Origin of the sequence: Oceaniferula marina (assembly GCF_013391475.1) — a bacterium.
Taxonomy (GTDB): Bacteria; Verrucomicrobiota; Verrucomicrobiia; order Verrucomicrobiales; family Akkermansiaceae; genus Oceaniferula; species Oceaniferula marina.
The window spans coordinates 578,747-602,394 of the sequence record NZ_JACBAZ010000001.1; the positions used below are offsets into that span (position 1 = coordinate 578,747).

At 52.8% G+C, this 23,648-nt stretch carries 17 protein-coding genes and 1 other RNA gene; 14 read left to right on the forward strand and 4 right to left on the reverse strand.

What is annotated here, in order from left to right; translation table 11 throughout:
• Positions 1-74: 74 nt before the first annotated feature.
• Positions 75-2,336, reverse strand: coding sequence for a ferrous iron transport protein B (gene feoB, locus HW115_RS02385; protein WP_425498129.1), 2,262 nt, complete (start codon positions 2,334-2,336; stop codon positions 75-77).
• 14 nt (positions 2,337-2,350) lie between these two features.
• On the reverse strand, positions 2,351-3,292 hold the full coding sequence (locus HW115_RS02390) for a metal-dependent transcriptional regulator (protein ID WP_178930971.1): 942 nt from the start codon (positions 3,290-3,292) through the stop codon (positions 2,351-2,353).
• A gap of 81 nt (positions 3,293-3,373) precedes the next feature.
• Between HW115_RS02390 and HW115_RS19690 the strand changes: the two genes are divergently transcribed.
• From HW115_RS19690 to HW115_RS02420, 7 genes are all read left to right on the forward strand, one after another.
• Positions 3,374-3,574, forward strand: coding sequence for a hypothetical protein (locus tag HW115_RS19690; RefSeq protein ID WP_227021225.1), 201 nt, complete (start codon positions 3,374-3,376; stop codon positions 3,572-3,574).
• Positions 3,537-3,893, forward strand: a transfer-messenger RNA (tmRNA) gene (ssrA, locus tag HW115_RS02395). Before HW115_RS19690 ends, ssrA begins: the two co-directional genes overlap by 38 nt.
• A gap of 181 nt (positions 3,894-4,074) precedes the next feature.
• Entirely contained in the window at positions 4,075-4,641 is a 567-nt protein-coding gene (locus HW115_RS02400) for a sigma-70 family RNA polymerase sigma factor (protein WP_178930972.1), read from the forward strand.
• A 6-nt stretch (positions 4,642-4,647) separates the two neighbouring features.
• A complete protein-coding gene (locus HW115_RS02405) occupies positions 4,648-6,141 on the forward strand; it encodes a hypothetical protein (protein ID WP_178930973.1) in 1,494 nt (497 codons plus the stop codon).
• 118 nt (positions 6,142-6,259) lie between these two features.
• Positions 6,260-6,946, forward strand: a complete 687-nt coding sequence (locus HW115_RS02410; protein WP_178930974.1) for a PEP-CTERM sorting domain-containing protein — start codon at positions 6,260-6,262, stop codon at positions 6,944-6,946.
• Positions 6,947-7,094: 148 nt separating this feature from the next.
• Positions 7,095-10,211, forward strand: a complete 3,117-nt coding sequence (locus HW115_RS02415) for a sulfatase-like hydrolase/transferase (protein WP_178930975.1) — start codon at positions 7,095-7,097, stop codon at positions 10,209-10,211.
• 35 nt (positions 10,212-10,246) lie between these two features.
• Positions 10,247-11,683: a sulfatase-like hydrolase/transferase gene (locus tag HW115_RS02420; RefSeq protein WP_178930976.1), complete on the forward strand. Its 1,437-nt coding sequence runs from the start codon at positions 10,247-10,249 to the stop codon at positions 11,681-11,683.
• Positions 11,684-11,968: 285 nt separating this feature from the next.
• On the opposite strand, the gene HW115_RS02425 is transcribed toward HW115_RS02420, so the two are convergent.
• On the reverse strand, positions 11,969-12,871 hold the full coding sequence (locus tag HW115_RS02425) for a helix-turn-helix transcriptional regulator (RefSeq protein ID WP_178930977.1): 903 nt from the start codon (positions 12,869-12,871) through the stop codon (positions 11,969-11,971).
• A 160-nt stretch (positions 12,872-13,031) separates the two neighbouring features.
• Between HW115_RS02425 and HW115_RS02430 the strand changes: the two genes are divergently transcribed.
• The 5 genes from HW115_RS02430 to HW115_RS02450 all read left to right on the forward strand — a co-directional run bounded on the left by HW115_RS02430 (position 13,032) and on the right by HW115_RS02450 (position 18,782).
• On the forward strand, positions 13,032-14,324 hold the full coding sequence (locus tag HW115_RS02430; protein WP_178930978.1) for a Gfo/Idh/MocA family protein: 1,293 nt from the start codon (positions 13,032-13,034) through the stop codon (positions 14,322-14,324).
• Positions 14,325-14,377: 53 nt separating this feature from the next.
• Positions 14,378-15,148: a sugar isomerase domain-containing protein gene (locus tag HW115_RS02435; protein ID WP_178930979.1), complete on the forward strand. Its 771-nt coding sequence runs from the start codon at positions 14,378-14,380 to the stop codon at positions 15,146-15,148.
• Positions 15,149-15,183: 35 nt separating this feature from the next.
• Positions 15,184-16,215 (forward strand): hypothetical protein, encoded by a 1,032-nt coding sequence (locus tag HW115_RS02440; RefSeq protein ID WP_178930980.1) that lies wholly within the window; start codon positions 15,184-15,186, stop codon positions 16,213-16,215.
• A gap of 320 nt (positions 16,216-16,535) precedes the next feature.
• Positions 16,536-16,955: a hypothetical protein gene (locus HW115_RS02445; protein ID WP_178930981.1), complete on the forward strand. Its 420-nt coding sequence runs from the start codon at positions 16,536-16,538 to the stop codon at positions 16,953-16,955.
• Positions 16,956-17,033: 78 nt separating this feature from the next.
• The gene (locus HW115_RS02450) at positions 17,034-18,782 is read left to right on the forward strand and encodes an SGNH/GDSL hydrolase family protein (protein WP_178930982.1); all 1,749 of its coding nucleotides are present in this window, start codon (positions 17,034-17,036) and stop codon (positions 18,780-18,782) included.
• A 199-nt stretch (positions 18,783-18,981) separates the two neighbouring features.
• Here HW115_RS02450 and HW115_RS02455 read toward each other — a convergent pair whose 3' ends face one another.
• On the reverse strand, positions 18,982-19,275 hold the full coding sequence (locus HW115_RS02455; protein WP_178930983.1) for a hypothetical protein: 294 nt from the start codon (positions 19,273-19,275) through the stop codon (positions 18,982-18,984).
• A 1-nt stretch (position 19,276) separates the two neighbouring features.
• Here HW115_RS02455 and HW115_RS02460 point away from each other — a divergent pair, with 1 nt between their 5' ends.
• Both HW115_RS02460 and HW115_RS02465 read left to right on the forward strand, forming a co-directional pair.
• Entirely contained in the window at positions 19,277-19,513 is a 237-nt protein-coding gene (locus HW115_RS02460; protein WP_178930984.1) for a hypothetical protein, read from the forward strand.
• A 220-nt stretch (positions 19,514-19,733) separates the two neighbouring features.
• Positions 19,734-23,612, forward strand: a complete 3,879-nt coding sequence (locus HW115_RS02465) for a TIM-barrel domain-containing protein (RefSeq protein ID WP_178930985.1) — start codon at positions 19,734-19,736, stop codon at positions 23,610-23,612.
• Positions 23,613-23,648 lie beyond the last annotated feature (36 nt).

Consider the following 23,648-nt stretch of genomic DNA (forward strand, 5'->3'; position numbering starts at 1 on the left):
AGGATTGGCCCAATCCTCCAGCTCCTCGGTGTCTCGAATTTGAAATTTAAATATTCAAATACTTAGAGGTGCCCTTAAAACAATCGCCAGATCGAAGCGGTGGCAACACAGATCACCACACCAAAAATCAGAGGCAGAAACGTCGCGACTGAAGTCCATTTCCACGACCCGGTTTCACGGTAAATCGTGTAGATTGTGGTACTACATGGATTGTGACACAGCGAAAACAGCATCAGACAGACCACAGTCATCATGGTCCAGCCCGCATGCACCAAAATGCTATGAATCCCCTCGTCCCCGGTTTCGAACATCACCCCCGCCCCGGAACCCCAGTCAGATTGACCGGACACCAGCACGCTCAGCATGAGAATCGTCGGTATCACAATCTCATTCGCGGGTATCGCTACGATATACGCTAAAAGAATCACACCTGTCAGCCCCATCAACTCTCCGGGACCGTCCAGAAAACCAATGAGCCAATGAGCCAATGGCTGACCACCAATCGAAAGATTGGCCACAAGCCAAATGGCAGCCCCTGCTGGCATGGCAAAGACGACAGCACGCCACAAAACAATCAGAGTGCGGTCAATCAACGATGTATACAAGGTGCGTAAAATGTTGGGAGGCCGATACGGAGGGAGCTCCAAGGAAAATGATGTCGCCTCACCCCGTAACACCGTCCGGGCTAACATCCAGGAACTCAACAGCGTCAAGCCAAAGCCCAACACCGTCACCAACAAAACGGACCCCACAACCACCGGACTTGACCAGGCACTCGGAACCGCCGCTCCTATAAAAATGGACGCAAGTAAAATCTGGGTTGGCCAACGACCGTTACACAACGAAAAATTATTCGTGATGATCGCGATCAAACGCTCCCGGGGAGAGTCAATGACCCGGGTGGCAACAACCCCCGCGGCATTGCAGCCCAAGCCCATGGCCATCGTCAACGCTTGTTTGCCATGAGCTCCAACCTTCTGAAACATTCGGTCCAGATTGAAAGCGACTCGTGGCAAAAAACCAAGGTCCTCCAATATCGTAAAACAGGGGAAAAAAATAGCCATCGGAGGCAGCATCACCGAGATCACCCAGGCCGTTGCCAAGTACATACCATCCACCAGTAGCCCCTTAATCCAGAATGGTGCCCCCAAAGCGTCAAACCATGAGCTCAACAAGCTATGCCCATTATCGACCAATAAGCTTGCCAGCATCTGAGACGGCACATTGGCTCCGGCAATCGTCAACCACAAAACAAAAGCAAGCACTGCAGCCATCACCGGAAAAGCCGTCACCGGGTGCGTCAACCAACGGTCAACACGCTGCTGCCATAACAACCGACTTGATCCACCGTGGTGAACTACCGACTGAGACGCAATCCGCGCAGCTTCTCCATAAATCGTTTCCGTTATCCGATCATGTAAGTTTTTAGGAAGCTTCCACCCAAGCCGGTGAGCCATATCCAATATCGCCTCCCGCTCTTGCACCGTCGTTTCCGGTGGATCCATCGGCTCGCTGCGATCTGCATCGGCCGCAAAACAGGCCAATTGGGCTAAATCCCCAGTGCGCACCGCATCCACAACCTGACGATCCCCCTCCAACAGTCGGAGAGCTGTCCATCGGGATTGCTGGAAATCGGGAAACAATTGACATAAGGCCTCCTCAATCTCGCGCAATGAAGGGGCCAAGCCTGGAATATTCAATTTCAACTTCAAGGGAGGTCGGGCCTCGGAACGAGTCGCCATCTGGGACAACTCACGCAACAACTCTGCAATCCCTTCACCGGATCGAGCCGAGCATGGAACAACCGGCACTCCCAGCGATCGAGCCAGATTGCGAACATCAATATCAATATGATGAGCCTTCGCCTCATCCATCAAATTCAAACAAATCACCGCCCTGCGTGTGATCTGAAGCACCTGAAGAGCCAGGTTCAAGTTGCGCTCCAAACTCGTGGCATCCACCACAATCAAAGTCACATCCGGTTGCCCGAACAAGAGAAACCCACGGGCGACCTCCTCATCAGGTGATGCAGATAATAAAGAATAGGTCCCTGGCAAATCGACCACCTTGAAACGCTGACTATCGTATGAAAACGCGCCCTCAGCCCGACTGATTGTCTTCCCCGGCCAGTTGCCGGTATGCATCCTCAAGCCGGTCAGAGCATTGAATACCGTAGTTTTACCCGTGTTCGGGTTGCCAGCCAAGGCCACGACAAAGTCACTTTCATCCACATCAAGACCATGCTTTCTCAGTTGGCCATGCCGAGATGGACAAGTCAAACAAGCATCGCCGACACGATGATTCCCCTCCTGCCCATCAGCGCCCGCCTCACCCAGATCATTCCGTTTTTTCACGCCTGTTGCTCTCCTCCGTTTCTAGGTTCCAATAAAACTTTATCCGCCTGCTCATCTCGAAAACCAAATAAACTCCCACGGATCGAATACGAGCGGGGAGAGCCAAAAGGACTCGTGAACTCACATCGGATCACGGTCCCGGGCACCACTCCCAAATCCAACAAACGCCTTCGTTCAGGACCGTAACACGCCTCCGTAAGCCCATAAACCACTCCGGCCTCCCCAATCGCAAGTGAACTCAAACGCCTCAAGCCCTGCGTCTCCTTTTCCTCTGGCTCCGCTACATGCACCATACCCAAAAGTTCCGGAGCGATCAGCACCTCATGCCCATCTGCCGTGACTTCTACAGCGCCGTTATCAAGAAGCTTCATCTCGCTCAAATGCATCCCGGCATACAAGCCAAGCTGCACCAACTTGCGATACATGGTCACCGGCTCGTCCTCAATGTGCTCGATCACCATCACCCCTGTGTGCTCCCACTCAGCCAGTGAAATCCTACGTCCTTCAGGCAACTCACCTTCACGTGTTGGAATAGGATCACCATGAGGATCAAAGCGCGGATTCCCCAGTTGGTCAGCCAACGCATCGATGTCAGCCAAATTCAAGCGATGCTCTTCTACCTGCGCCCGGCGGTGTAGCTCTTCAGCGGGCACCCCCTCTTGCCTTGCCAACCACGTTTCATACAGCCGGTGCCGACGCAACACCAGCATCGCCTCCTTGCGACCCGATTCCGTTAACTGCCACAGCTCTCCCCGAACTTGGGCAAGGCCACGGGAACGCATCAACCCCAAAACCAATGTCGCCTGCCCGCCCCGAAGGCGTAGTGCCCCCGCAACACTGTCGACACTTGCAGCCCCACCAGATTGCTCACAATCCAGCAAATGCTTTAACGCATCCTCGATTTCAATATCCGACTGCGCCTGCCGTTCTTTGTTCATAGATCGCAATTAATACCCAGCAGAGCTGTGGTCAACCCTAAAAAATTAGCCTAAACTAAAAATATTGCCCCACCCTTTGATTTGAAGATCCTGCAAATAACCAAGAAACAAACCACCATCGAAGATAAAAGACTCATCACTCAAGAAGTAAGACTCAAAACCACCCACTCGACAGAAGCTATTTTTCACTTGCAAATCGGGGGATATGGGCCAGATTCTGGCATCTTCTCGGAGAGAAAACTGAGGGGGCGTCATGGTTTCGACTGGATGTTGAAAGCCTAGACTGCATGTAGAGGTTGATCGGTTGGCCTCTTAAAAAAGCCGTTCAAACAAATTAATTGCAGACTCTAACGAGCTCGCACTTGCTGCTTAATTGACGGCAACGTCTATCTTCCCGACGTCCACTACGGGAGAAGGCGACACACCAGTGGACTGGCCGGAGACCGGGTGACCGGGTCAATGGTGAGACTTAACAGGTCAATCGGAGTGCGCCAGCCGTTGGTGAGCAAATGCCCTCTTAAAACCATATCATCAACTAAACATGTAGACGTTTAAGTAGCAGGCATTTAGGACAGGGGTTCGACTCCCCTCGCCTCCACCATTTTTAAAGGCTCAGGATTACCCCTGAGCCTTTTGTTTGCAAAGATCTGTAGCAAACCCTCGCAAAATTCGGTTCTACATCAAAGTTTGGGGCAGAGTAAATTTCTTGTCAGGAATCTCACATTCGCGGATTATGCTGATAAGCATCAGTGATATTTCCTTCCGCCTGCTGACATGCCACCATGACTGCCAAGAAACAGAGCCATCCCCCAGAGAGTCAGCACTCGACCATCCAGTTGATCGATGCAGATGATCCCGCTATCCTGCTTGAGCAATGCCAAGCTAGTCTGCGTGGCTACCTGATCTCGCTAACCGCAAACATGCAGGACGTGGATGACTTGCTGCAGGAAACCAACCACTACCTGGTCGAACACCTCGACCAATTTGAACAAGGCTCACATTTCAAAGCCTGGGCATTCAGCGTCGCACGCTACTGCATCCTCGCCCAGCAGCGCGACCGGTCACGCAGCCGCATCAGCTATATGGAGGACGCAACCATCGAACTCCTCGCTAATTCCGCCATCGACCGACTCCCCGGCGAAGACGAACGCATCCACACCCTGCGCCATTGTATCCAGAAGCTTGCCCCCGGAGAACGCAGCTTGGTCCGGCAGGTCTACATCGACAAAAAATCACTCACCCACATCGCCGAGAACCTCGGACGCTCAGCAAACGCCTTGCACAAAACCATCTCCCGCATCCGCCAAGCCCTGCGCGTCTGTATTGAGCAACACATCACCCGCCACTAAACCGTCATGAACTCATCACAGCGAACCGAACTCCGCACCATCACTGACACCTTGCTGGACGGAAAACCTCTCACCGCCCGACAGAGCGAACGACTCAACGTCCTGCTCACGGATCCGGCAGCGCGCGATTTCTACCTCCAAATGGTTGAAACAGACGTCCACCTACCGGCCAGTATCGAACACGCGGATATCATCACCCAACTCGAACAGGACGCGGTGGCCCGCCCCTTTCCCACACGCCGTATTGCAGCGATCGCCGCCTGCGCCGCTACCATCACCTTTGCTGTTGGTTGGTTCGTTGGTTCCCAGACACAGACGCCCTCGCAATCAAGCGCCCCGTCACCCGTGGTTCAAAACAAACCCACAGAAGACACCTCCAAGGCCAATATCACCAGCATGATCGGAGTCCGCTGGAACCAGCCCCCCGACTCCGCCACTTCACCAAGCACCATCGACATCGCCTCAGGCCTCGTCGAACTCATCTACCCCACCGGCGTCAAAGTCATCGTCGAAGGGCCGGCTAACTATCAGGTCACCGGAAAAAACAGTGGAGCCATCGACTACGGACGCTTCGTAGCCAACGTGCCGAAGGGCGCAGAAGGATTCACCGTCGATTACGCCAACGGCAAAGTGATCGACCTCGGCACCGAATTTGGATTCAACCTCAGCCGCGAGGGCGAGCTCAAGCTCGCGGTCTTTGACGGTGAAGTCGAACTCCATCCCGAAGGTTCTTCGTCCTTCATTAAAATCGATCAAAATCACGCTGTCGAGCAACACTCTGACGACCCGCACGCAATCCAGTCCATCCCCTTCGACCGCGCTGCCTACGTCCGAGAAACCCCGTCCCGCGAATTCTCGTGGCATTTGGACTCCGCCGCGCCAAAAACCCTCACATTCGACGTCAGCCACCTGATCTGGAAACCTGGTAACTTCCAGTGTGTTTTCAAATGGATGCGTGGGCAACGCGCCACTCGTATTTCCAATGTTACGCTGCTAAAAAACGGCGTCCCTGTCGATTCCCAGACGGAGGAAGGTGTCACTGGCTTTCTCCACATCACCAAAGGCAATGTTTATACACTCAACGTCAGCGAACAAAACTACCAGCGTGCCCAATGGCAAATCAAGGCCACTCTGCAGTCGCGTTCCGACGTTCCCCCCAATGATGCCGAAACCGTGCCGTGGTCTGAAGGCATCCTTCTTTTCGAAGACGGCCGGTTGCTTGACGCCACTGAATCCGACTTTATCGGCACCTGGAAATACAGCCACAACGGATCCGAATGGCAGCGTATCCTCCATGCCGACGGCACCATCACTCTAACTAAAAACAAAAAAAATCACATCGACTTCTCCAAAGCACGCTGGGAAGTCAAGAGCGGCTCCCTGCGCGTCTGGATCCCCCATCTCAAACAATTTGAGGACCACATCCTCCGAGATCACAACACCCTGATCTTCACCGACCAGCCGTATCGAAACGCCGTTCGAGTCCCCACCGAAAAATAATTTCATCTTTTTTGTCAGGATTACCACACATCTGGTGTTTGCTTTCGTTCGCCCTCATAAATATGGAAAATCCACTGCGGTGGAGGCGAGCATCAACTCGAAACAAAAACATCAGAAAATGACAAGTAAATCCATCCTCAGCGTCCTCGGCACTTCCATCGCACTTGCGTGCTCGGCATCCGCAGCCACACTCTCTACGGCTACTTACACTGATAACACAGACGTCGGAAACGCCACCCAGTATTTCCTTGAAAGCTCCAGTGCAACTTGGACAATTAATCCCAACATCACCGTTACTGGCGGCCGCTACTTCATTGGATCAACGGCAGATCCCGACACAACCCCAGCCATTTTCACGGTCACCGGCGGCGGCACACTCGACATCACCCGCAGCGGAACCTACAACCTGCGTCTCGGGCAAAACAATGATTCTGAATCAGGTCAAGTTATCATCAAAGGAGGTTCGACACTGCACATCTCTGGGACTACCGCAGGCGAGTTTATGCACCAATCTGGAGGTTTCATCGAACTCGACGGAGTCGGTAGCACATTCTCCTACGTCAACGCAACGACAGGAACCCGCTCATTCACAATGGATGCAGACAGCCTCGGAGGCTCCTACTCGGGTCAAGCCCCCGGCACAGCGATCCCCTTCCAGCTCAGCAGCGCCTCTGAGGCTGCAGGGCTAAAGCTCGAATACACCTCCGTTGGTGGCGTAAACTACGTCACCGCCGTTCCAGAACCATCCTGCACCGCCCTGCTGGGTCTTGGAGGTCTCGCACTGATCTTGCGTCGTAGCCGCTAAATCAGCAGCAACGTCTCTTTGTTCTGAGGGCAGAGGTTTGTGCCACTGCCCTTTTTTACACCTTAACGCCCCCATCCCTCTTGGATCGCTCTCTCAGCGACTCCTACCACCGGCGTGCTTGCGGAAGATCTTCCAGCCTTCCCCAACTATGCAAAACTCACTCTCGGCGATCAGACAAACGCCACACCTCAACAAACGCAATCCAGGCATGCGCTATTCCTTATTTTCAACATATCCTCCCCGGAGCATCACAGCTCACTTCTTCCTTGGTTTACTTACCTCGGCAGGCATAGCAGCCACCGCGACTGCGGACACTCAGATGACGTTGATCAATCCTGGCTTCGAGGCAAGTGGCAACAACACCAATCCATCGGGCTGGACGACCACTGAGCCAGCCGGTTCTTCGGCCTACATTTACGGGTCCACCAGCAACGTGCTCGCTTTTTGGGGTGATGGGGCCCAAGTGCAGCAATCGTTTTCCACGGAAGAAGCCACCGCCGACAGCTTTGGAACCTATTCCATCATCTTCGATTCTGGCTGGCGCAACAATGCCGGCGACCATGATGACCTTACTCTAACGATCGAAATCATCAACGTCACAGAAGGCACCGTGCTGGGATCAACCAATTACGTCTTCCCACCAAACACCCCAAGCGAGGAGTCCAACGTTTACAGGGTCATCAAAACCGGAAACATTACAACGATAAGCTATGATAGCAGTGGGTCCCATCTGAAAGATGATGAAATTGCCCTTCGGATCACAGCATCCAGCCCAGACGGCTACAGCACCACTGGTTGGGTCGATAACATCAGCATCATTGCACGCCAAGCGGATGCTCACTGGAGTCTTGACGGCAGTACGCTTGCTGAACGTCTAACTGCCAGTTATGGAAACACCGCACTCAACCTTCAGGAAATAGGAGGAAGTGCTTCCTGGGACACCAGAACAGGCTTTGGCAATGTGCTGGCCAATGGTTCGACCAACCCATATTTATCTGCCAGCCGAGGGCACCTACCCGACCCTGGTGAGGGAGACTTTACTCTCTCCCTATGGGCAAAGCGAACATCAGACAACGGCACGGCCGCCGGCCTGCTCGACGCCATTGCTTGGACAGGCACCGGCTACCAGCTCTTTTTTCAAAGCAATGGTACACTCCGCCTCAGGGTCGATGATGACCTCGGCAATACCGTCAACGCAGACACCACCAACAGCCACGTCGGACTGAACACCTGGCAAAACATCATTGTCAGCATCGACCGAGCGAACTCCCGCGCCAGATTCTATATCAACGGCAGCGAAGTAGCACCACTCGGCGGGGTGGACATCTCATCGTTGACCGGTGCAATCACCCCGGACCAGGACCTATATATCGGAACGCTCAATGGAACCAATCCAAGTCAGGCTCAGTTGGACGACATCGCCATTTTCAACCGACGACTCGCCCCTGAAGAAATCGCAGCAATTGGTGGCGCGGATGCACCTCCTTTATTTGACCTCTATCCCGGACTACTTCCCCTGACCAGCGTTAAGATATCGCCCGATGCGGGGAGTGTATCGCCCGGAACTGGCATCACCATCACCACCGACGCCGGTGCCCCCATCCACTACACCTTGGACGGCTCGGAACCTGACGAAAACTCATCACTCTATGCAGGACCGATCATCCTCAACACGTCTGCAACGCTTACGGCGCGCGTCGTGGACGGCACACGCCTAGGACCAATCTCCTCACGCTCGTTCGCCGTTATCAGCAACCCACAACCGAACATCCTGATGATTATCGCCGACGATCTCGGCTTCAACGACCTCGGCTGTTACGGAGCAGTGAGTGTAGTCACGCCGAACCTCGACCAACTGGCTTACAGCGGCCAGCGCTTCACCCAGTATACCACCACTGGCCCCGGCGACCTGAATAACCAATACGCCTGGCTAACGGGACGGGTCGCCCGCCGTGGAGGCCTTCCTGCGACGGCTGCCCCATCCAGCAATACGCTCGACACCCGCGAATGGACCCTTGCCGAAGCTCTGCGTAAATCTGGCTACCAGACATCGTTCATCGGGGCCTGGCATCTCGGAAGCGCCACTGGTTCTCATCCCAATGAGCAAGGGTTCACGCTGTTCAATGGTCTACCTTGGAGCATAGACCAAGCTCCACCACTCCAAGAAAATGAACAAACCATCACAGCCTCGCCAGCACCCGCCACTCTGCTCGAACAATTAACGGCTCGCGCTGAGGCCGCCATCGCAAGTGCTGCCGGAGCTGGCAATGCCCCTTTCTTCTTGGTCTTCCAGCCCCCCTCGCTTCCCGCCATCGGAAATAGTCTGCTAGGAGACTACGGGAACCGCGTCGAAGCTCTGGACGCATCGGTCGGACGTCTTATCACGCAGCTTGATTCCTCCGGACTCCGCCAAGACACCCTGGTGATCTTCCTCTCCGATGGCGGAGCCGCCACCAACACCAGAGGGCCCTCCATCGGTTCGAATGGCCAACTCCGCGACGGCAAAGGCACCACTTGGGAAGGCGGCGTGCATGTCCCGATGATCGCCAGCTGGCCAGGCACCATCCCGGTGGATGACAACTACGCCGTCGTCTGGACCCCGGACCTTTTCCAGAGCTTGGTCAGGCTGACCCAATCCTATCAGCCTGCCAACCATCAAATCGACGGCACAGACCGCAATGATGTTATCTTCGGGGTCCGCACCCGCCCCGACGAGGCAACCGTTGCCTACATGTATGGCCACAACGGCAGTGCATTCGAACTAACAGCTATGCGTCAGGGCCCATGGAAATACCACCTTTCGGTAAGCAACCTCGACTCCAACAATAATTTTTCGGGCGAGGCCCCACTGCTGTTCGATCTACTGGTCGACCCAACCGAACATGTCAACCGAAGCAACGAAGCCAGTGCGCGCATCAGTACGATGGAAGAACTGAAAAATGAACACCAAAACTCACTGCCCCCCGAAGGACAGCCGCAACTCCCTGCAGCCCGGCCCAAAGTCCTCGGCCCCATCGAAACCACCATCGAAGCAGACGGGCACACCACCTTCATCTTTACTCGTCCCGCAGACACGCTCAATGACCACTACCTCCTCCAAGTCAGCAATGAACTCAAACATTGGAGCGACATTGCCATTGACCCCTACACTCAGGTGACTGCTGGTCCCGATCAAACCGAGACCCTCACCCTCACGGTCTCACTCCCTGCGCTCGCCAACGGCCAGAACAAAATATTCGCACGCCTGAAAGCCGTCCGCCCTTGACTCCCTGTGCCCCGAAAAATCCAACTACCAACCACATGAAATTTCTTGTCATTCTTTGCTCCGGTTTACTGGCTCTACCGATCATGGCTCGGCCTGCAACGGACAAGCCGAACATCATTGTTTTTTTTCTCGATGACGCCGGCTATGGTCACTTTTCACACACTGGCAACCCCACGATCGACACCCCGAACCTATCAAAAATGGTCCGCGAGGGCATGAACTTCCCTCAGTTTTACTCTGGCTCACCCGCCTGCTCTGCTTCGCGCTACGCGCTCCTCACGGGTCGCAACCCGAAGCGATCCGGCCTCGGGTCGTGGGTGATCGGGCCTACCGCAGCCAAACACATTCACACCAAGGAAGTTACCCTAGCGGAAGGTCTCAAAAACCGTGGCTACGCCACCGGGTTCTTCGGCAAATGGCACCTCGGAACTCCGAACGCCAACAACAGCTTCACCGCTGACGCCTTGCCGCTCGCCCATGGATTCGACACCTGGGAAGGCACCAACGTCTCCAATGACTACAACACTGGTGTCGATCTAATCAAATCCAATCCCGACGGCACAGTTCCCGTCGCGGGATACGAAACCGTAGCCGAAGACATTCTCAACAAAATCGACATCCACGAAAACCTCACCAAACGTTACCGGGACCGAGCTGTCCAATTTATTCAAGACAACAAAGACCAACCCTTCCTGCTCTACGTTGCCCCCAACATGCCCCATCTCCCGGTTCACTCTTCGGACGACTTTAAAGGCACTTCACTCGGAGGCCGCTTAGGTGACTGTATCGAGGAAATCGACGCCATGCTGGGAACCGTCCGTAGCACCCTCGAATCCGAAGGCATCAGCAAAAACACCCTCATTATTTTTACATCGGACAACGGGCAGTGGATTGTTTATGAAAACACGGCCAACCACGGAAAATACGGAGAGGCTCGGCTATTCGTCGGCTCAGCCAAACCATTCCGCGACGGCAAAGGTTCCACCTGGGAAGGAGGCGTGCGCGTCCCTGGCGTTTTTTACTGGCCTGGCACCATCCCGCCCGGAACCGTCTCACGCAGTCCCGCCTGCAACATGGACATTCTGCCCACCGCCTTCGCTCTCGCCGGAGAACCCATCCCTGACGACCGCACTCTCGACGGGCGTGACCTACGCCCTCTGATCAGCCCCAACAACTATCCTGGGACCGTTCCCGATTTTGAATACATCTACACCGGAGTTGGCAACAACGTCATCCACGCAGCCCGCAAAGGCCCATGGAAACTTCATATCAAGCTCTATTCCCAAACGGGAAACAGCTATGGCTTCAGCGCCAGTAAAACCAATCCAATCCTGTTCAATGTCCTCACCGACCCTCATGAAAACATCGACCAGAGTAGCTCTCTCCCTGCGGAAGTCAGCACCTTGCAAACCTTACTGGATCAATTTGAAACTTCCCTGAATACCGAAGGGACTTTCTGGGACACCCCTTAAGGCAAGCATCAGCATCCATGCCCATCTTACCCAGACACGAGTCATCTGGTCTACGTCAACGACCATTTTGATAGATTTAGATGCCTTTTTCGGCAGGTTCTTTGCTTCTCCATAGGTGTGATTGCCAAGCGCTTCGACGGTCGAGCCGTCACATAAAACATGCAGGCTTAGGCAAACCCAAATCTCTTCAATGGTGTTTGGTTCGCCCCCTCGCATCCATCATTCTTTTAGGCTCGAATCTAACATCCTCAGCCTTTTATTTGTGTATAAGCACCCCACTAATCGTCACGTTGTCGATGTATACTTTGTTCGCCATTGACTGGGACTTAAGCGCGTATATCGCTTAAATACTGTGGCAAAATATTGTGAGGAGCTGAACCCTAATGCCATTGCCAGGTCCGTAACCTGAGGAGCGTTCGCTTGCGCCAACAGTCGCTGAGCCTCAATCACTCTGCGGTGCCTCAAATATTCTGCAGGAGGTAGCCCCGTTTCATTTTTGAAACGGGTGTGATACCGACTGGGTGATAATCCGGCAACGGATGCCAAAACATGGGCATCCAGATCCATATCAGATAGATGATGTTCCATGTATTGAAGGGTTTTCATCACTTCAGCAGAAGTGTGCTGATCCAGACTCTCAGCCAAAACCTGATACAAACTCAGCAACAACAAGCCACAATCCATAGAAAGCTGGGTCTCCATCATCGCCCCCTGATCCTGAAGATCAGCATTAAACAACCGAATCAAACGACGACGTAGTTCTTCCGAGATCGGAAACCTGCCAGGCAAATCGGTATCGGTCGCACGGCTCCACCATCGATTTGCAGCCTCAGGTTTAAATCCCGGCAACTTGATTTGCCTTCGCTTCGGAGCCTCCACCACCAACCAGTAAAACTCCCCTCGCTGCTCGGGAAGACCTGCGCTGCTATACACCGAGCCTGGCATAAACCGGATCCCTTGCCCCCCTCTCAATATCAAATCCTGCCCATCCATGCGGTAACGCTGCAAGCCGGAAATTAAAAAACCAAAAACCAAACGCTTGCTGCTGCTCTGCTCCGGAATGGGAGGCATCGCACGATCATAGTGATAATGACCAAGCGCCGTCAAATCACCTTCAAAGTGGTTCCGCAAATCAATAATCGTACGGTATTGTGTTGAATTAAGATCTAGCCAATCATCAGCAGGCATATCGAACGGTATGATTTGGCAGATTCAAGGTCAAAGTAAAACATCACTCTATGTTTAAATTTCTACTAAGTAATAATTCGAACGCTCATACAAAACCCTTATGATAAATATACGTATCTCATGAAGTTATAACACGAACCACCAACGAACCACATTCAATATGAAAAGAAGATCATTCCTCAAAACCAATCTTTCTGCAGGCATCGGCGCAGTCGCAGCTTCTACAATCCCCGCCTTTGCTTCTATCTCGGGACAAAACGCAACGGCCCCCGTTCGGGTTGGCATCGTAGGCTCAGGCAACCGAGCGCGCGGGCTCATGCGAACCTTGCTTTCCATCCCCAACGTTCTCATTCCCGCAGTCTGTGATATCAACCCCGCCGCGATCAAAGCAGCTCAAGACATCGTCACTAAAAAAGGACAAGCCAAACCCGATGCCTATACCGGCCCCGAAGACTACAAAAAACTTATGGACCGAGATGATCTTGATGCCGTCATCATCGGCAGCCCCTGGGATCTGCACACCCCGATGTCGGTCTATGCCATGAAGGCTGGAATAACGGTCGGCTGCGAAGTCCCCATTGCTTACACACTCGAGGAGTGCTGGGAACTGATCAAAACCCATGAAGAAACTGGCACACCTTGTATGATGCTCGAGAATTGGAGCTTCCGCCCTGACAATCTGGCCGTTCTGAAAATGATCCGCCAAGGGGCTCTCGGCACCATCACCCATGGTCACTGCGCCTACTCCCACAACTGCATCAACCACTGGTATTTTGATTCAAAAACCGGCAATGACCGATGGGGCGCCAAGTATCTTCTCGAACACAACCGGGCGCAGTATCCGACCCACCAGCAAGGTCCGATGCTCAGCTGGATGAATATCGGCTGTGGCGACTATTACGAAAGCATCACCTCCACGGCGACAGGCTGTTTCAGCATCAATGAATACTTCCAGCGTCACTTCCCCAATCACCCGAATGGCAAGCGCAAGTATGCCCAAGGCGACATCGTCACCACCGTGGTGAAAACCAAAATGGGGAAAAGCATCGTTATCAACTACGACATGCAATCCCCCCGCCCCTACGACAACCGATGGGAAATTCAGGGGACCCGCGGAATCTATAATGAGCAACGCAATGCCATTTCCATGGAAGGCAAGTCCAGAGGTTCTCAAAAATGGGAACCCTTCCCACCCCATCAGAAAAAAAACCAACACCGTTGGGCCTCCTCAGCTTCAGGTGGGCACGGGGGTGCTGACGGACTGATGATCAACCAATTTATCAAAGCGATCCGTGAGAAAAAGCCACTCCCACTCAGTCTCTATGACGGTGTCCTCATGTCATCGATCGGGCCGCTTTCCGAAGCGTCTATTGCAGGAGGCAACCAAGTGGTCAAGGTTCCCGATTTCACCCAGGGAAAATGGAAAACCAACCAACCTTATTTCGCCATTTAATCAACACCATTTTCGCTAAAACGAGCATCTCAATCAACTAACCATTTATCATTTTGTCTACTACCAACAACATCCAATCCGACCGCCGTTTTCTCGATACCTTCAACGAGCTCGCCGAGCGATTTGAAGGAGAAATGAGCGAACAGCTCCTCGCTGCAGCCCAACTCATGGCCGACGCCATCGAACAGGATCGCCTGATCTACATCTTCGGTGGTGGTGGGCACACCTGTCTCGTCATGCAAGAACTCTTCTGGCGCGCAGGCGGCCTCGCCAACCTCTGCCCGATGATCGACTTCGCCATCCACCCTGCCACTCCAGCCTATATGTATCTTGCTCACGAGCGGCGCCATGGTGTGGGTGATGCCTTGGTCGATTATTATGGAGTGGAAAAAGACGACGTCGTCCTGTGCTTCCATAGTTACGGCTTTAACGCTCCGACCATCGACTGCGCACTACGCGCCAAGGAAAAAGGGGCCAAAGTCGTCGGTATTTCATCCAGCGACTGGCACAACACCATCCCCAAGGACTTCCCGATCCGGCACAAGAGCGGTAAAAACCTCTTCGATGTGGCTGACATCTGTATTGAGGATTACGTTCCGTTCGGCGACACCGTCGTCGAAGTCGAAGGCTTTGAACAACCGATTTCCGGCATTTCCAGCACGATTGACTTCTACATCGCTCACCGCCTCGAAATCGAGTGTGTCAAAGCCTGTGTTGCCCGCGGCATCGAACCCCCAGTTTGGTCGAGCGCCAACATTCCAGGTGGAGACAAAAAGAATGAAGATCTCCGCGCGAAATACAACCCTCGGGTCAAGTTTCTCTAGATCATAAATGAATAATATTTAAGCACAGAAACATCATGGCCGTTACAGAAACAGGCGTTAGTTATTACGGGATTTCCTACCCGGAACATGCCCGCAAGGACTTCGAAGAAATGAAAGCCCACAACTGTACGGCTGTGCTGCTTTCCTTGACTGAGTTCGATATATTCTTTTGGAAACACAACATTCCGAAAATTGTCGATGAGGCAAAAAAATTAGGATTCAAAGTGTATCTCAACACTTGGGGTGTCGGCAAATTCTTCGGAGGAGAACCGCCGTCTCTTTTCCTCCAAGAATGTCACATTGAAGACCGTCAATGGTCGGCGCTCACCGGAGAGCCACTCGCGGCGGCTTCTCCGAGTTCACCCGCTTTCCGTGAATACTTCTGGGGTCTCCTCGAAGAACTCGCCCGCACCTGTGATGCGGACGGATTCTTTTGGGACGAACCCCACTATGCAATGCCGGTCTATCCGATCAGCTACCAAAGCACCACGGACTTCACCTGCCGCAGCCCGATTACTCAGGCGATTTTCAAGGAGAAATACGGCTACGAGATGCCGAAAACATTGACCAAAACAGTCCAAAAATTCCGTTTTGATCAAGCCAACGAAATCCTAACCGAAGGAAGTCGCATCGTTAAAAGCATCAACCCGAACCTTTCAGTCACCCAGTGCTCACTACCTGCTGACAACCACTTCTATTCCAGTCAGGCGCGTGGATTTGATAACTGGGAAAAAATTGCATTCAACCCGGACTACGATGTATTTTCCACATCCATTCTAGTGGACGGAAACGATCCGATGGTTGCCCACCGCAACCTGGCCAAGAAAACTGTCGAGCTGGCACGCCAAAACAACAAGCCGTCGCAGCGCTGGATCCAGTCGTTCTTCCGTTCCCCGGAAAACCTGGAAACCATCAAGGACATTTGTCATATCTACGCAGAAGAAGGAGTCGACTCCATCTTCTCATGGACGTATCGGGCCGGAAAAGGAACGCTGCTGCAAGCTCCGGATCCCGATGCCGTGTGGAAAATGCTGGGTGAGGCATACGGGGAGGTTCTTGGAAGCTAATGCATAACATTCAATCACGTAACTAACCGAAAATAGACCTGCCCCCTAAAACCTCACTCGATGATGTTGTCAAAAATGCCTCGCCCCACCATAACAGATTCCTCTTTTACCGACCCACTCATGGCAGACGTCATCAAACCAAACAGCACAATCAAACAGCAATATCTGCTGAATCCAAACCAGACGAACTCACTCCGTTTATCCATAGAAACCCTAAGAACACTCACAAAACAGAGATGAATAAACGAACAGCCGGCCTCTATTCTACTCGCCACCAACCCGAACTCGGGTAAAAAGCCAGAACCAGCAGGAACCATCGTATGGAACCTCAAAAAAGCCCCAGCGGTCCAGTCAACTGCCTGATCAGCTACACCGACAAAACCTTCTACGTCAGCCGTAATGGTGTAATTATCGGTCTCTTCTTTGACCCAGGTGAAGCGCCACCGGAAGGAGTTTTCCTTATGCTCGAAGGTCAAGAGCCTGCTGATCCCCACCTTCCCGGAGCCATCATTCACCCATGGTCCGTTTTATCTCTCACCGGAGGCGTCGCGCAAACCGATGCCGTCACCTGTATGCGTGACCGTATCCGCATTCCATCCAACTTCCGCCAAGCCATACAACAACTCATCAAGCCTGGCACCATTCTGCCCGCCACCCATGAGTCCAGCACTCCTCAAACACGTAGCGGTACAGACTTTTCCATGATGCGACCAGAAGCACCAAAGAAATCGACCAAGTAATTTGACCAACCACCAACGGCAGCGACGTATAGAACAAAGAAGCCAGACAACATAAAAAATAGAAACTGCTTACATTTCATGAAGATCGCTCATTTATCCACCACTCTCTCATTACTTGTATGTTCCATAGCGTCAGCACAACTTCAATGGGTAGATCCAGCAGGCGGAGAAAATTGGAACATTGAAGGCCGAATCTGGAATGAGCCTGGATATGGCAGACTACCGGCCAAAGCCAAAGGTAAAGTCCGTAACGCAGTATGGAATTTGGGGAAGCAATCGGCGGGGTTAAAATTACGTTTCTGGAGTAATTCACCTGAAATTCATCTTGATTACCAACTCGCAGGAGGACTTTCCATGCCTCACATGGCGGCGACCGGAGTCTCGGGCTTTGACTTGTATCGACGCACATCAGAGGGCAAACAATTCTGGGTTGCCGCTACCAAACCGACAAAAACCTCCGCCAAGGTAAAACTAGCAAGCGGGCTTCATGGAAACCCACGCGTCCCGTCACTCTACACACTCTATCTTCCTCTCTATAATGGTGTAAAATCTCTCAAAATCGGGGTCGCGGAGGGAACAACGATCACTCCGGCAAAACCCGATGCCCTGAAACCCATTGTCGTTTACGGAACAAGTATTGCCCAAGGTGCCTGCGCTTCCCGTCCGGGGGTGGCTTGGACAGCCATTCTGGAAAGAAAGCTGGACCGACCACTTATCAACCTGGGATTTTCCGGCAATGGTCGCATGGAAACCGAAATGGCCGATCTGATGGTAGAACAAGATGCAGCCGTCTATGTCATCGATTGCCTACCTAACTTAAACGCAAAAGAGGTCCAGGAAAGAATCAAACCACTGCTCGATAGAATCCGCAAAACCCGGCCAAAAACACCTCTCTTGCTCGTCGAGGAAGCGCCACGTGCCAATGCCATCTGGCACCCCAATAGACAAAGTCAATTGAATCAAGAATGGCAGGCACTGAAAGGAGAATTCGACCGACGCAAACAAACAGACCCCAACCTTCATTACATGAATGGCAAGGACATCCTAGGCATCGATGGGGAGTCTACCGTTGATGCCGTTCACCCTAACGACATCGGCATGATGCGTTATGCTGTCGCTTATGAACATGCCCTGCGCCCGATCCTCGGTATGGAGAATATAGAAGTGGTAGAAAGCGTCCCCGCCTCACCACAGTTACGTGAAATCCCGGGCTACAACTTTCTCTCCCGACATCAGGAAATCCTCCAACGTCACAAAAAAATCAAACCGGATGTCGTTTGGTTGGGTGACTCTATCATCCATTTTTTCTCAGGTGAACCCAAAGCCCCCTACATTCGCGGTGACCAAGCATGGAAAAAACTGTTTAATGGAACACAGGTGACCAACCTTGCCTACGGCTGGGACCGCACTGAAAACGTCTTATGGCGCATTCAACGAGGTGAGTTAGATCAGATCTCACCCAAACTCATTTTACTCTCGATCGGAACCAACGACCTCTCGACCGGAAGAACCCCTGAACAAGTCAGCAACGCGATCATCACACTGGTCACCGAAATCAAACAAAGGCAACCGAATGCAAGATTGATCGTCACCGGTATCTTACCACGTAAAACCCACGCTAAAAACCGCTTGGCTGTGAATCGTCGACTCAAAGAATCAGCCCAACAACAAGGCTATGAATACCTGGACCTGTCCCCAGCTTTCCCAACCACCGAAGTCAACGGCAAAAAACTCATCAGCGGCATGAGTCCAGACCAACTCCACCCCAACACCGAAGGCTATAACCGAATGGGTGATCTGTTAAAAAGCCACCTTGATAGGTTTTGATCAGTATATCTTTGCAGTCGAAGATGCTAAGACTCACATCCTTCATCCCCTTCCTCAGGGTGTAATGGATAATCGCGCCATAGGATCGAACTGCAAATTAACCAGGAAACAGGAGAATGACAAAGCCGCTTTGAGCAGTTCCAATTTGAAGCCCCCAGTTTGACCGGAGGTCCCTCACTCTATGATTGCGATGCGCTGATTATTTCTTGGTGAACACCACACGGAGGAACTCACTATTCTGGCCATCGAATGCAACGGTAGATCGTCCGATGACTTCCTGCATACCATTGGGCAAATCAGTGATGCTGACTACCACCGTTTCGATCTCGTCCCAAGCATCAGTGATACCGAGGTCGGAGGAACGGTGTATTGCCTGATCCATGTGCTGCATGGCAGTGGGATTGCGCTGGTAAGTGATCGCTTGGCAGTCCGTGCCGTTCACATTAACCGTGGTCTGTGAGTAAGGTAACGGGAGGTTTGCGATCCCAGGCATCGTGCCAAACCCGAATTCCTGTAGTGAGTTCAATCCGTCGCAGCGCTGGATCCAGTCGTTCTTCCGTTCTCCGGAAAACCTGGAAACCATCAAGGACATTTGTCATATCTACGCAGAAGAAGGAGTCGACTCCATCTTCTCATGGACCTACCGGGCCGGAAAAGGAACGCTGCTGCAAGCTCCGGATCCGGATGCCGTGTGGAAAATGCTGGGCGAGGACACGGAGGCGGGGTGGTAAAGGGGTTGGAAAATGAAGTAAATGGACGGCATGACACATGTTCACCCGAGCAGTTGAGCGATCAAATTGAAACCCGGGCTACACCTGTTTTTGCCAGCATTCCTTATTCCCCGTTCTCCTTCCGTAATTCGTCCCCCTTTAACGTAATTTCGACCCAAGAAGCTACTTGCTTTACCCAACTACCTCAGCATATTCCTCCACAACATTCTGATCCAGTCACATGATTTTATTTCGTTCATCCATTCCGATCGCTGCCTCAGTAGGACTCTTGCTCGTCCCAATCGCAGCAAGCGCACAAACTACCAAGACGGTCACGAAAACGGTCACCAAGGCCGAGACCGATCAGTCACTCTCCATCCTCAGTGCGAAGAAAATCAACGACACCCGCATCGACCTCACCCTCTCGGCCAAACGCAAAATGACGGTCGACTTCTACAGCAACGACATCTTCCGCCTGTTCCGCGACGACAACGGAGGAGACCTCCGCAAGCCAAGCGCTAAGCCAGAAGCTCAGATCCTCGTCGACCAACCACGCAAAGCTCTCAGCAAACTCGACATCTCAGAAGCCGACGGCAACATCGTCATCCTCACCGACTCCGTCCGCCTCGAGTTCGAAAAAGCGACATCACTGCTCAAGCTCATCCGCCTCAAGGACGGCAAAACCATCTTCAAGCAAATCGCCGCCCCAAGCATCGGCACAAAAGAAGTCAGTCTCACCCTCGAAGAGCTCGATGATGAATACTTCTTCGGCGGCGGCACCCAGAACGGACGATTTTCCCACAAAGGCAAGTCCATCGCCATCGAAAACCAAAACAGCTGGACCGACGGCGGCGTCGCCTCACCCAACCCTTATTTCTGGTCCACCCGGGGGTACGGCGTCATGTGGTATACCTTCAAAAAAGGAACCTACGATTTCAACTCAAGTGGCCAGGGCAAAATCACCCTCTCCCACAAAACCGACTACCTCGACCTGTTCATCATGGCTGGCGAAACTCCAGCTGACCTCCTCGGCCATTACTTCCAACTCACCGGCAAGCCGCTCCTGCTGCCCAAATTCGGCTTCTACCTCGGCCACCTCAATGCCTACAACCGTGATTTCTGGAAAGAAGATGACGAAAAAGGCACCCTCTTCGAAGACGGCAAACGCTACAAAGAAAGCCAAAAAGACAACGACGGAATCCAAGAAACCCTCAATGGTGAAAAGAATAACTACCAGTTCTCCGCTCGTGCCGTCATCGACCGCTACCAAAACGCAGACATGCCACTCGGCTGGCTTCTGCCCAACGACGGCTACGGCGCCGGATACGGCCAAACCGATTCCCTCGACGGAAATATTGAAAACCTCCGCCAATTCGGTGAGTACGCCCGCGAACGTGGCGTAGAAATCGGACTCTGGACACAATCCGACCTTCACCCGAAAGAAGGCATCAAGCCACTTCTCCAGCGCGATATCGTCAAGGAAGTGCGCGACGCTGGCGTGCGTGTCCTCAAGACCGACGTCGCATGGGTCGGCCCCGGCTATTCATTCGGCCTCAATGGCATCGCAGACGCCGCAAACATCATCGCCAAACACGGCGACGACGCCCGACCATTCATCATCACACTCGACGGCTGGGCCGGAACCCAACGTTACGGCGGTGTCTGGACCGGTGACCAAACGGGAGGCAAGTGGGAGTACATCCGCTTCCACATCCCCACCTACCTTGGAGCCGGACTGTCAGGCATGACCAATATCTGTTCCGATATGGACGGAATCTTCGGCGGAAAAGCCCCCATCATCAACGCACGTGACTACCAGTGGAAAACCTTCACCACCATGCAGCTCAACATGGACGGCTGGGGCGCTAACCCGAAATACCCACAAGCACTCGGCGAACCAGCCACTTCCATCAACCGCTGGTATCTCAAACTCAAAGCCGAACTGATGCCATACACCTATTCCGTCGCACGCGAATCTGTCGACGGCCTCCCAATGGTGCGTGCCATGTTCCTCGACGAGCCCAACCCATACACACTCGGAAGCCAAACCCAGTACCAATTCCTCTACGGCCCCTCCTTCCTCGTCGCCCCAATCTATCAAGCAACACGCTCAGATGAAGAAGGCAACGACATCCGCAACAACATCTACCTACCACAAGGACAGTGGGTCGATTACTTCACTGGTGATGTCTACGCAGGCGGTCGCATCATCAACGAACTCGACAGCCCACTCTGGAAACTGCCCGTCTTCGTCAAGCGTGGCGCCATCATCCCGAAGGCAAACCCGCACAACAGCGTCAAAGACCACGACACCTCGCGCCGCATCTATGAATTCTACCCACACGGCGAGTCCGCCTTCACAGAGTATGATGACGACGGCCGCTCAAATGCCTACATCAACGGCGAAGGCACCTCCACGCAAATCGAATCCAAGCTCGCGGGAGACATTGCATTGATTCGGATCAAGCCAACCCAAGGATCATTCAAGGGATTCAATCCCAACAAATCCACTGAACTTCAAATCAACGTCTCAGCAAAACCAAAAGCCGTCAATGCCAAGGTCAATGCCAAGGAGGTCAAGCTCACTGAGGTCAACTCACTCGAAGAATTGGCCAAAGGCGAAAACGTCTACTTCTACGAGGCAAAACCAAACCTCAACAAGTTCGCTACCAAGAACTCTGAGTTTGCAAAAGTCGAAGTCATCAAGAACCCAATCGTTCACGTTAAGCTAGCTAAGGCCGATACCACAAAAACGGATATCGATGTCCGAATCTCCGGCTTCAACTTTAACTCAGCATCACCACTCCTCGTCAACAAAGGTGAACTCACAACCCCGAAAGCACAACTCACCGACGAAAATACCGGGCCCTACTCACTCACTCCAAGCTGGAAAGAAGTCGAAAATGCCGACTACTATGAAGTCGAGTTCCAAGGAATGCGTTACTCGACCATCAAAACGGCCTCATTCCTTATCGAAGACCTCCAGCCAAAAACCCCCTACGGGCTTAAGGTTCGTGCCGTCAACCTCGACGGGACATCAAGCTGGCAAGACCTCACCGCCATCACCAAGGCCAACCCATACCAGTGGGCAGTCAAGGATGTGGCCGTCAAATCGTCAGTCCCCGACCAAGGGAAGTCGAAAATTGCAAACATGTTCGACCACGATCTCAAGTCAGGCTGGCACACCAAGTGGGGCACCAAGGCCGTCCCATTCGACTTCACCGTCGATCTCCAATCCGTCAACGTGCTCGAGAAGCTCCAATACATCCCGCGTGATGATGCAGGCAACGGCACCATTACCAAAGGCAGCGTCTCTCACAGCATGGACGGACAAACTTGGACTAAGATCGAAGACTTCACTTGGCAGAAAAATAGCGACACCAAGGAAATCGTCTTCGAGAAGCCAATCAAAGCCGCCTACCTTCGCTTCAATATCACCGAAGCCGCTGGCAACTTCGGTTCGAGCAGCGAACTCTTCATCTTCCGTGTCCCTGGATCACCTCGCTACATCCCCGGCGACATCAATGAAGACAACATCATCGATTCTAACGATCTCACCTCATACGATAACTACACCGGTCTTCGCAAAGGCGACTCAGACTTCGATGGCTACATCATCAAAGGTGATGTCAACTTCAATGGCCTGATCGATGCACACGATATCTCACACGTCGCCACCAAGGTCGACGGAGGCATTAACAAGAGCACCGAACACAAACCTCTGGCTGGCTCCATCACCCTCAAGGCCAACAAGAAGGAATACAAAGTTGGCGAGATTGTCGAGATCACGGTTTCAGGTAAGGACCTTGCCTCGGTCAACGCCCTGAGCTTCGCCCTTCCGTACGATGGAACCGAGCTCAACTTCGTAAGCTCCACCCCGGCTAAAAAAGGCGGCATGGCTCAAATGAAAGAGCTCACCAAAGACAGAACCCACACCAACGGAAACAAGGCCCTTTACCCAACCTTCGTCAACCTCGGTGAAGCTCCAAAACTCAATGGCAGCAAGGACCTCTTTGTCATCAAATTCAAAGCCAAGCAAGACTTCACCTACGACCTCAAAGCGATCGACGGCTTCCTCGTCTCCCCAACCCTCGAGTACAAAAAACTCTTCAGCAAATAACAAGCAAAGAAGAACCCCATCATAAAAGGCATTTCT

Bases quoted from the DNA above. Each gene is read 5' to 3' on its own strand.
- HW115_RS02390 (WP_178930971.1), bottom strand. From the start codon at position 3,292: ATGAACAAAGAACGGCAGGCGCAGTCGGATATTGAAATCGAGGATGCG.
- HW115_RS02400 (WP_178930972.1), top strand. From the start codon at position 4,075: ATGACTGCCAAGAAACAGAGCCATCCCCCAGAGAGTCAGCACTCGACC.
- HW115_RS02405 (WP_178930973.1), top strand. From the start codon at position 4,648: ATGAACTCATCACAGCGAACCGAACTCCGCACCATCACTGACACCTTG.
- HW115_RS02410 (WP_178930974.1), top strand. From the start codon at position 6,260: ATGACAAGTAAATCCATCCTCAGCGTCCTCGGCACTTCCATCGCACTT.
- HW115_RS02415 (WP_178930975.1), top strand. From the start codon at position 7,095: ATGCAAAACTCACTCTCGGCGATCAGACAAACGCCACACCTCAACAAA.
- HW115_RS02420 (WP_178930976.1), top strand. From the start codon at position 10,247: ATGAAATTTCTTGTCATTCTTTGCTCCGGTTTACTGGCTCTACCGATC.
- HW115_RS02425 (WP_178930977.1), bottom strand. From the start codon at position 12,871: ATGCCTGCTGATGATTGGCTAGATCTTAATTCAACACAATACCGTACG.
- HW115_RS02430 (WP_178930978.1), top strand. From the start codon at position 13,032: ATGAAAAGAAGATCATTCCTCAAAACCAATCTTTCTGCAGGCATCGGC.
- HW115_RS02440 (WP_178930980.1), top strand. From the start codon at position 15,184: ATGGCCGTTACAGAAACAGGCGTTAGTTATTACGGGATTTCCTACCCG.
- HW115_RS02445 (WP_178930981.1), top strand. From the start codon at position 16,536: ATGGAACCTCAAAAAAGCCCCAGCGGTCCAGTCAACTGCCTGATCAGC.
- HW115_RS02450 (WP_178930982.1), top strand. From the start codon at position 17,034: ATGAAGATCGCTCATTTATCCACCACTCTCTCATTACTTGTATGTTCC.
- HW115_RS02455 (WP_178930983.1), bottom strand. From the start codon at position 19,275: ATGCCTGGGATCGCAAACCTCCCGTTACCTTACTCACAGACCACGGTT.
- HW115_RS02465 (WP_178930985.1), top strand. From the start codon at position 19,734: ATGATTTTATTTCGTTCATCCATTCCGATCGCTGCCTCAGTAGGACTC.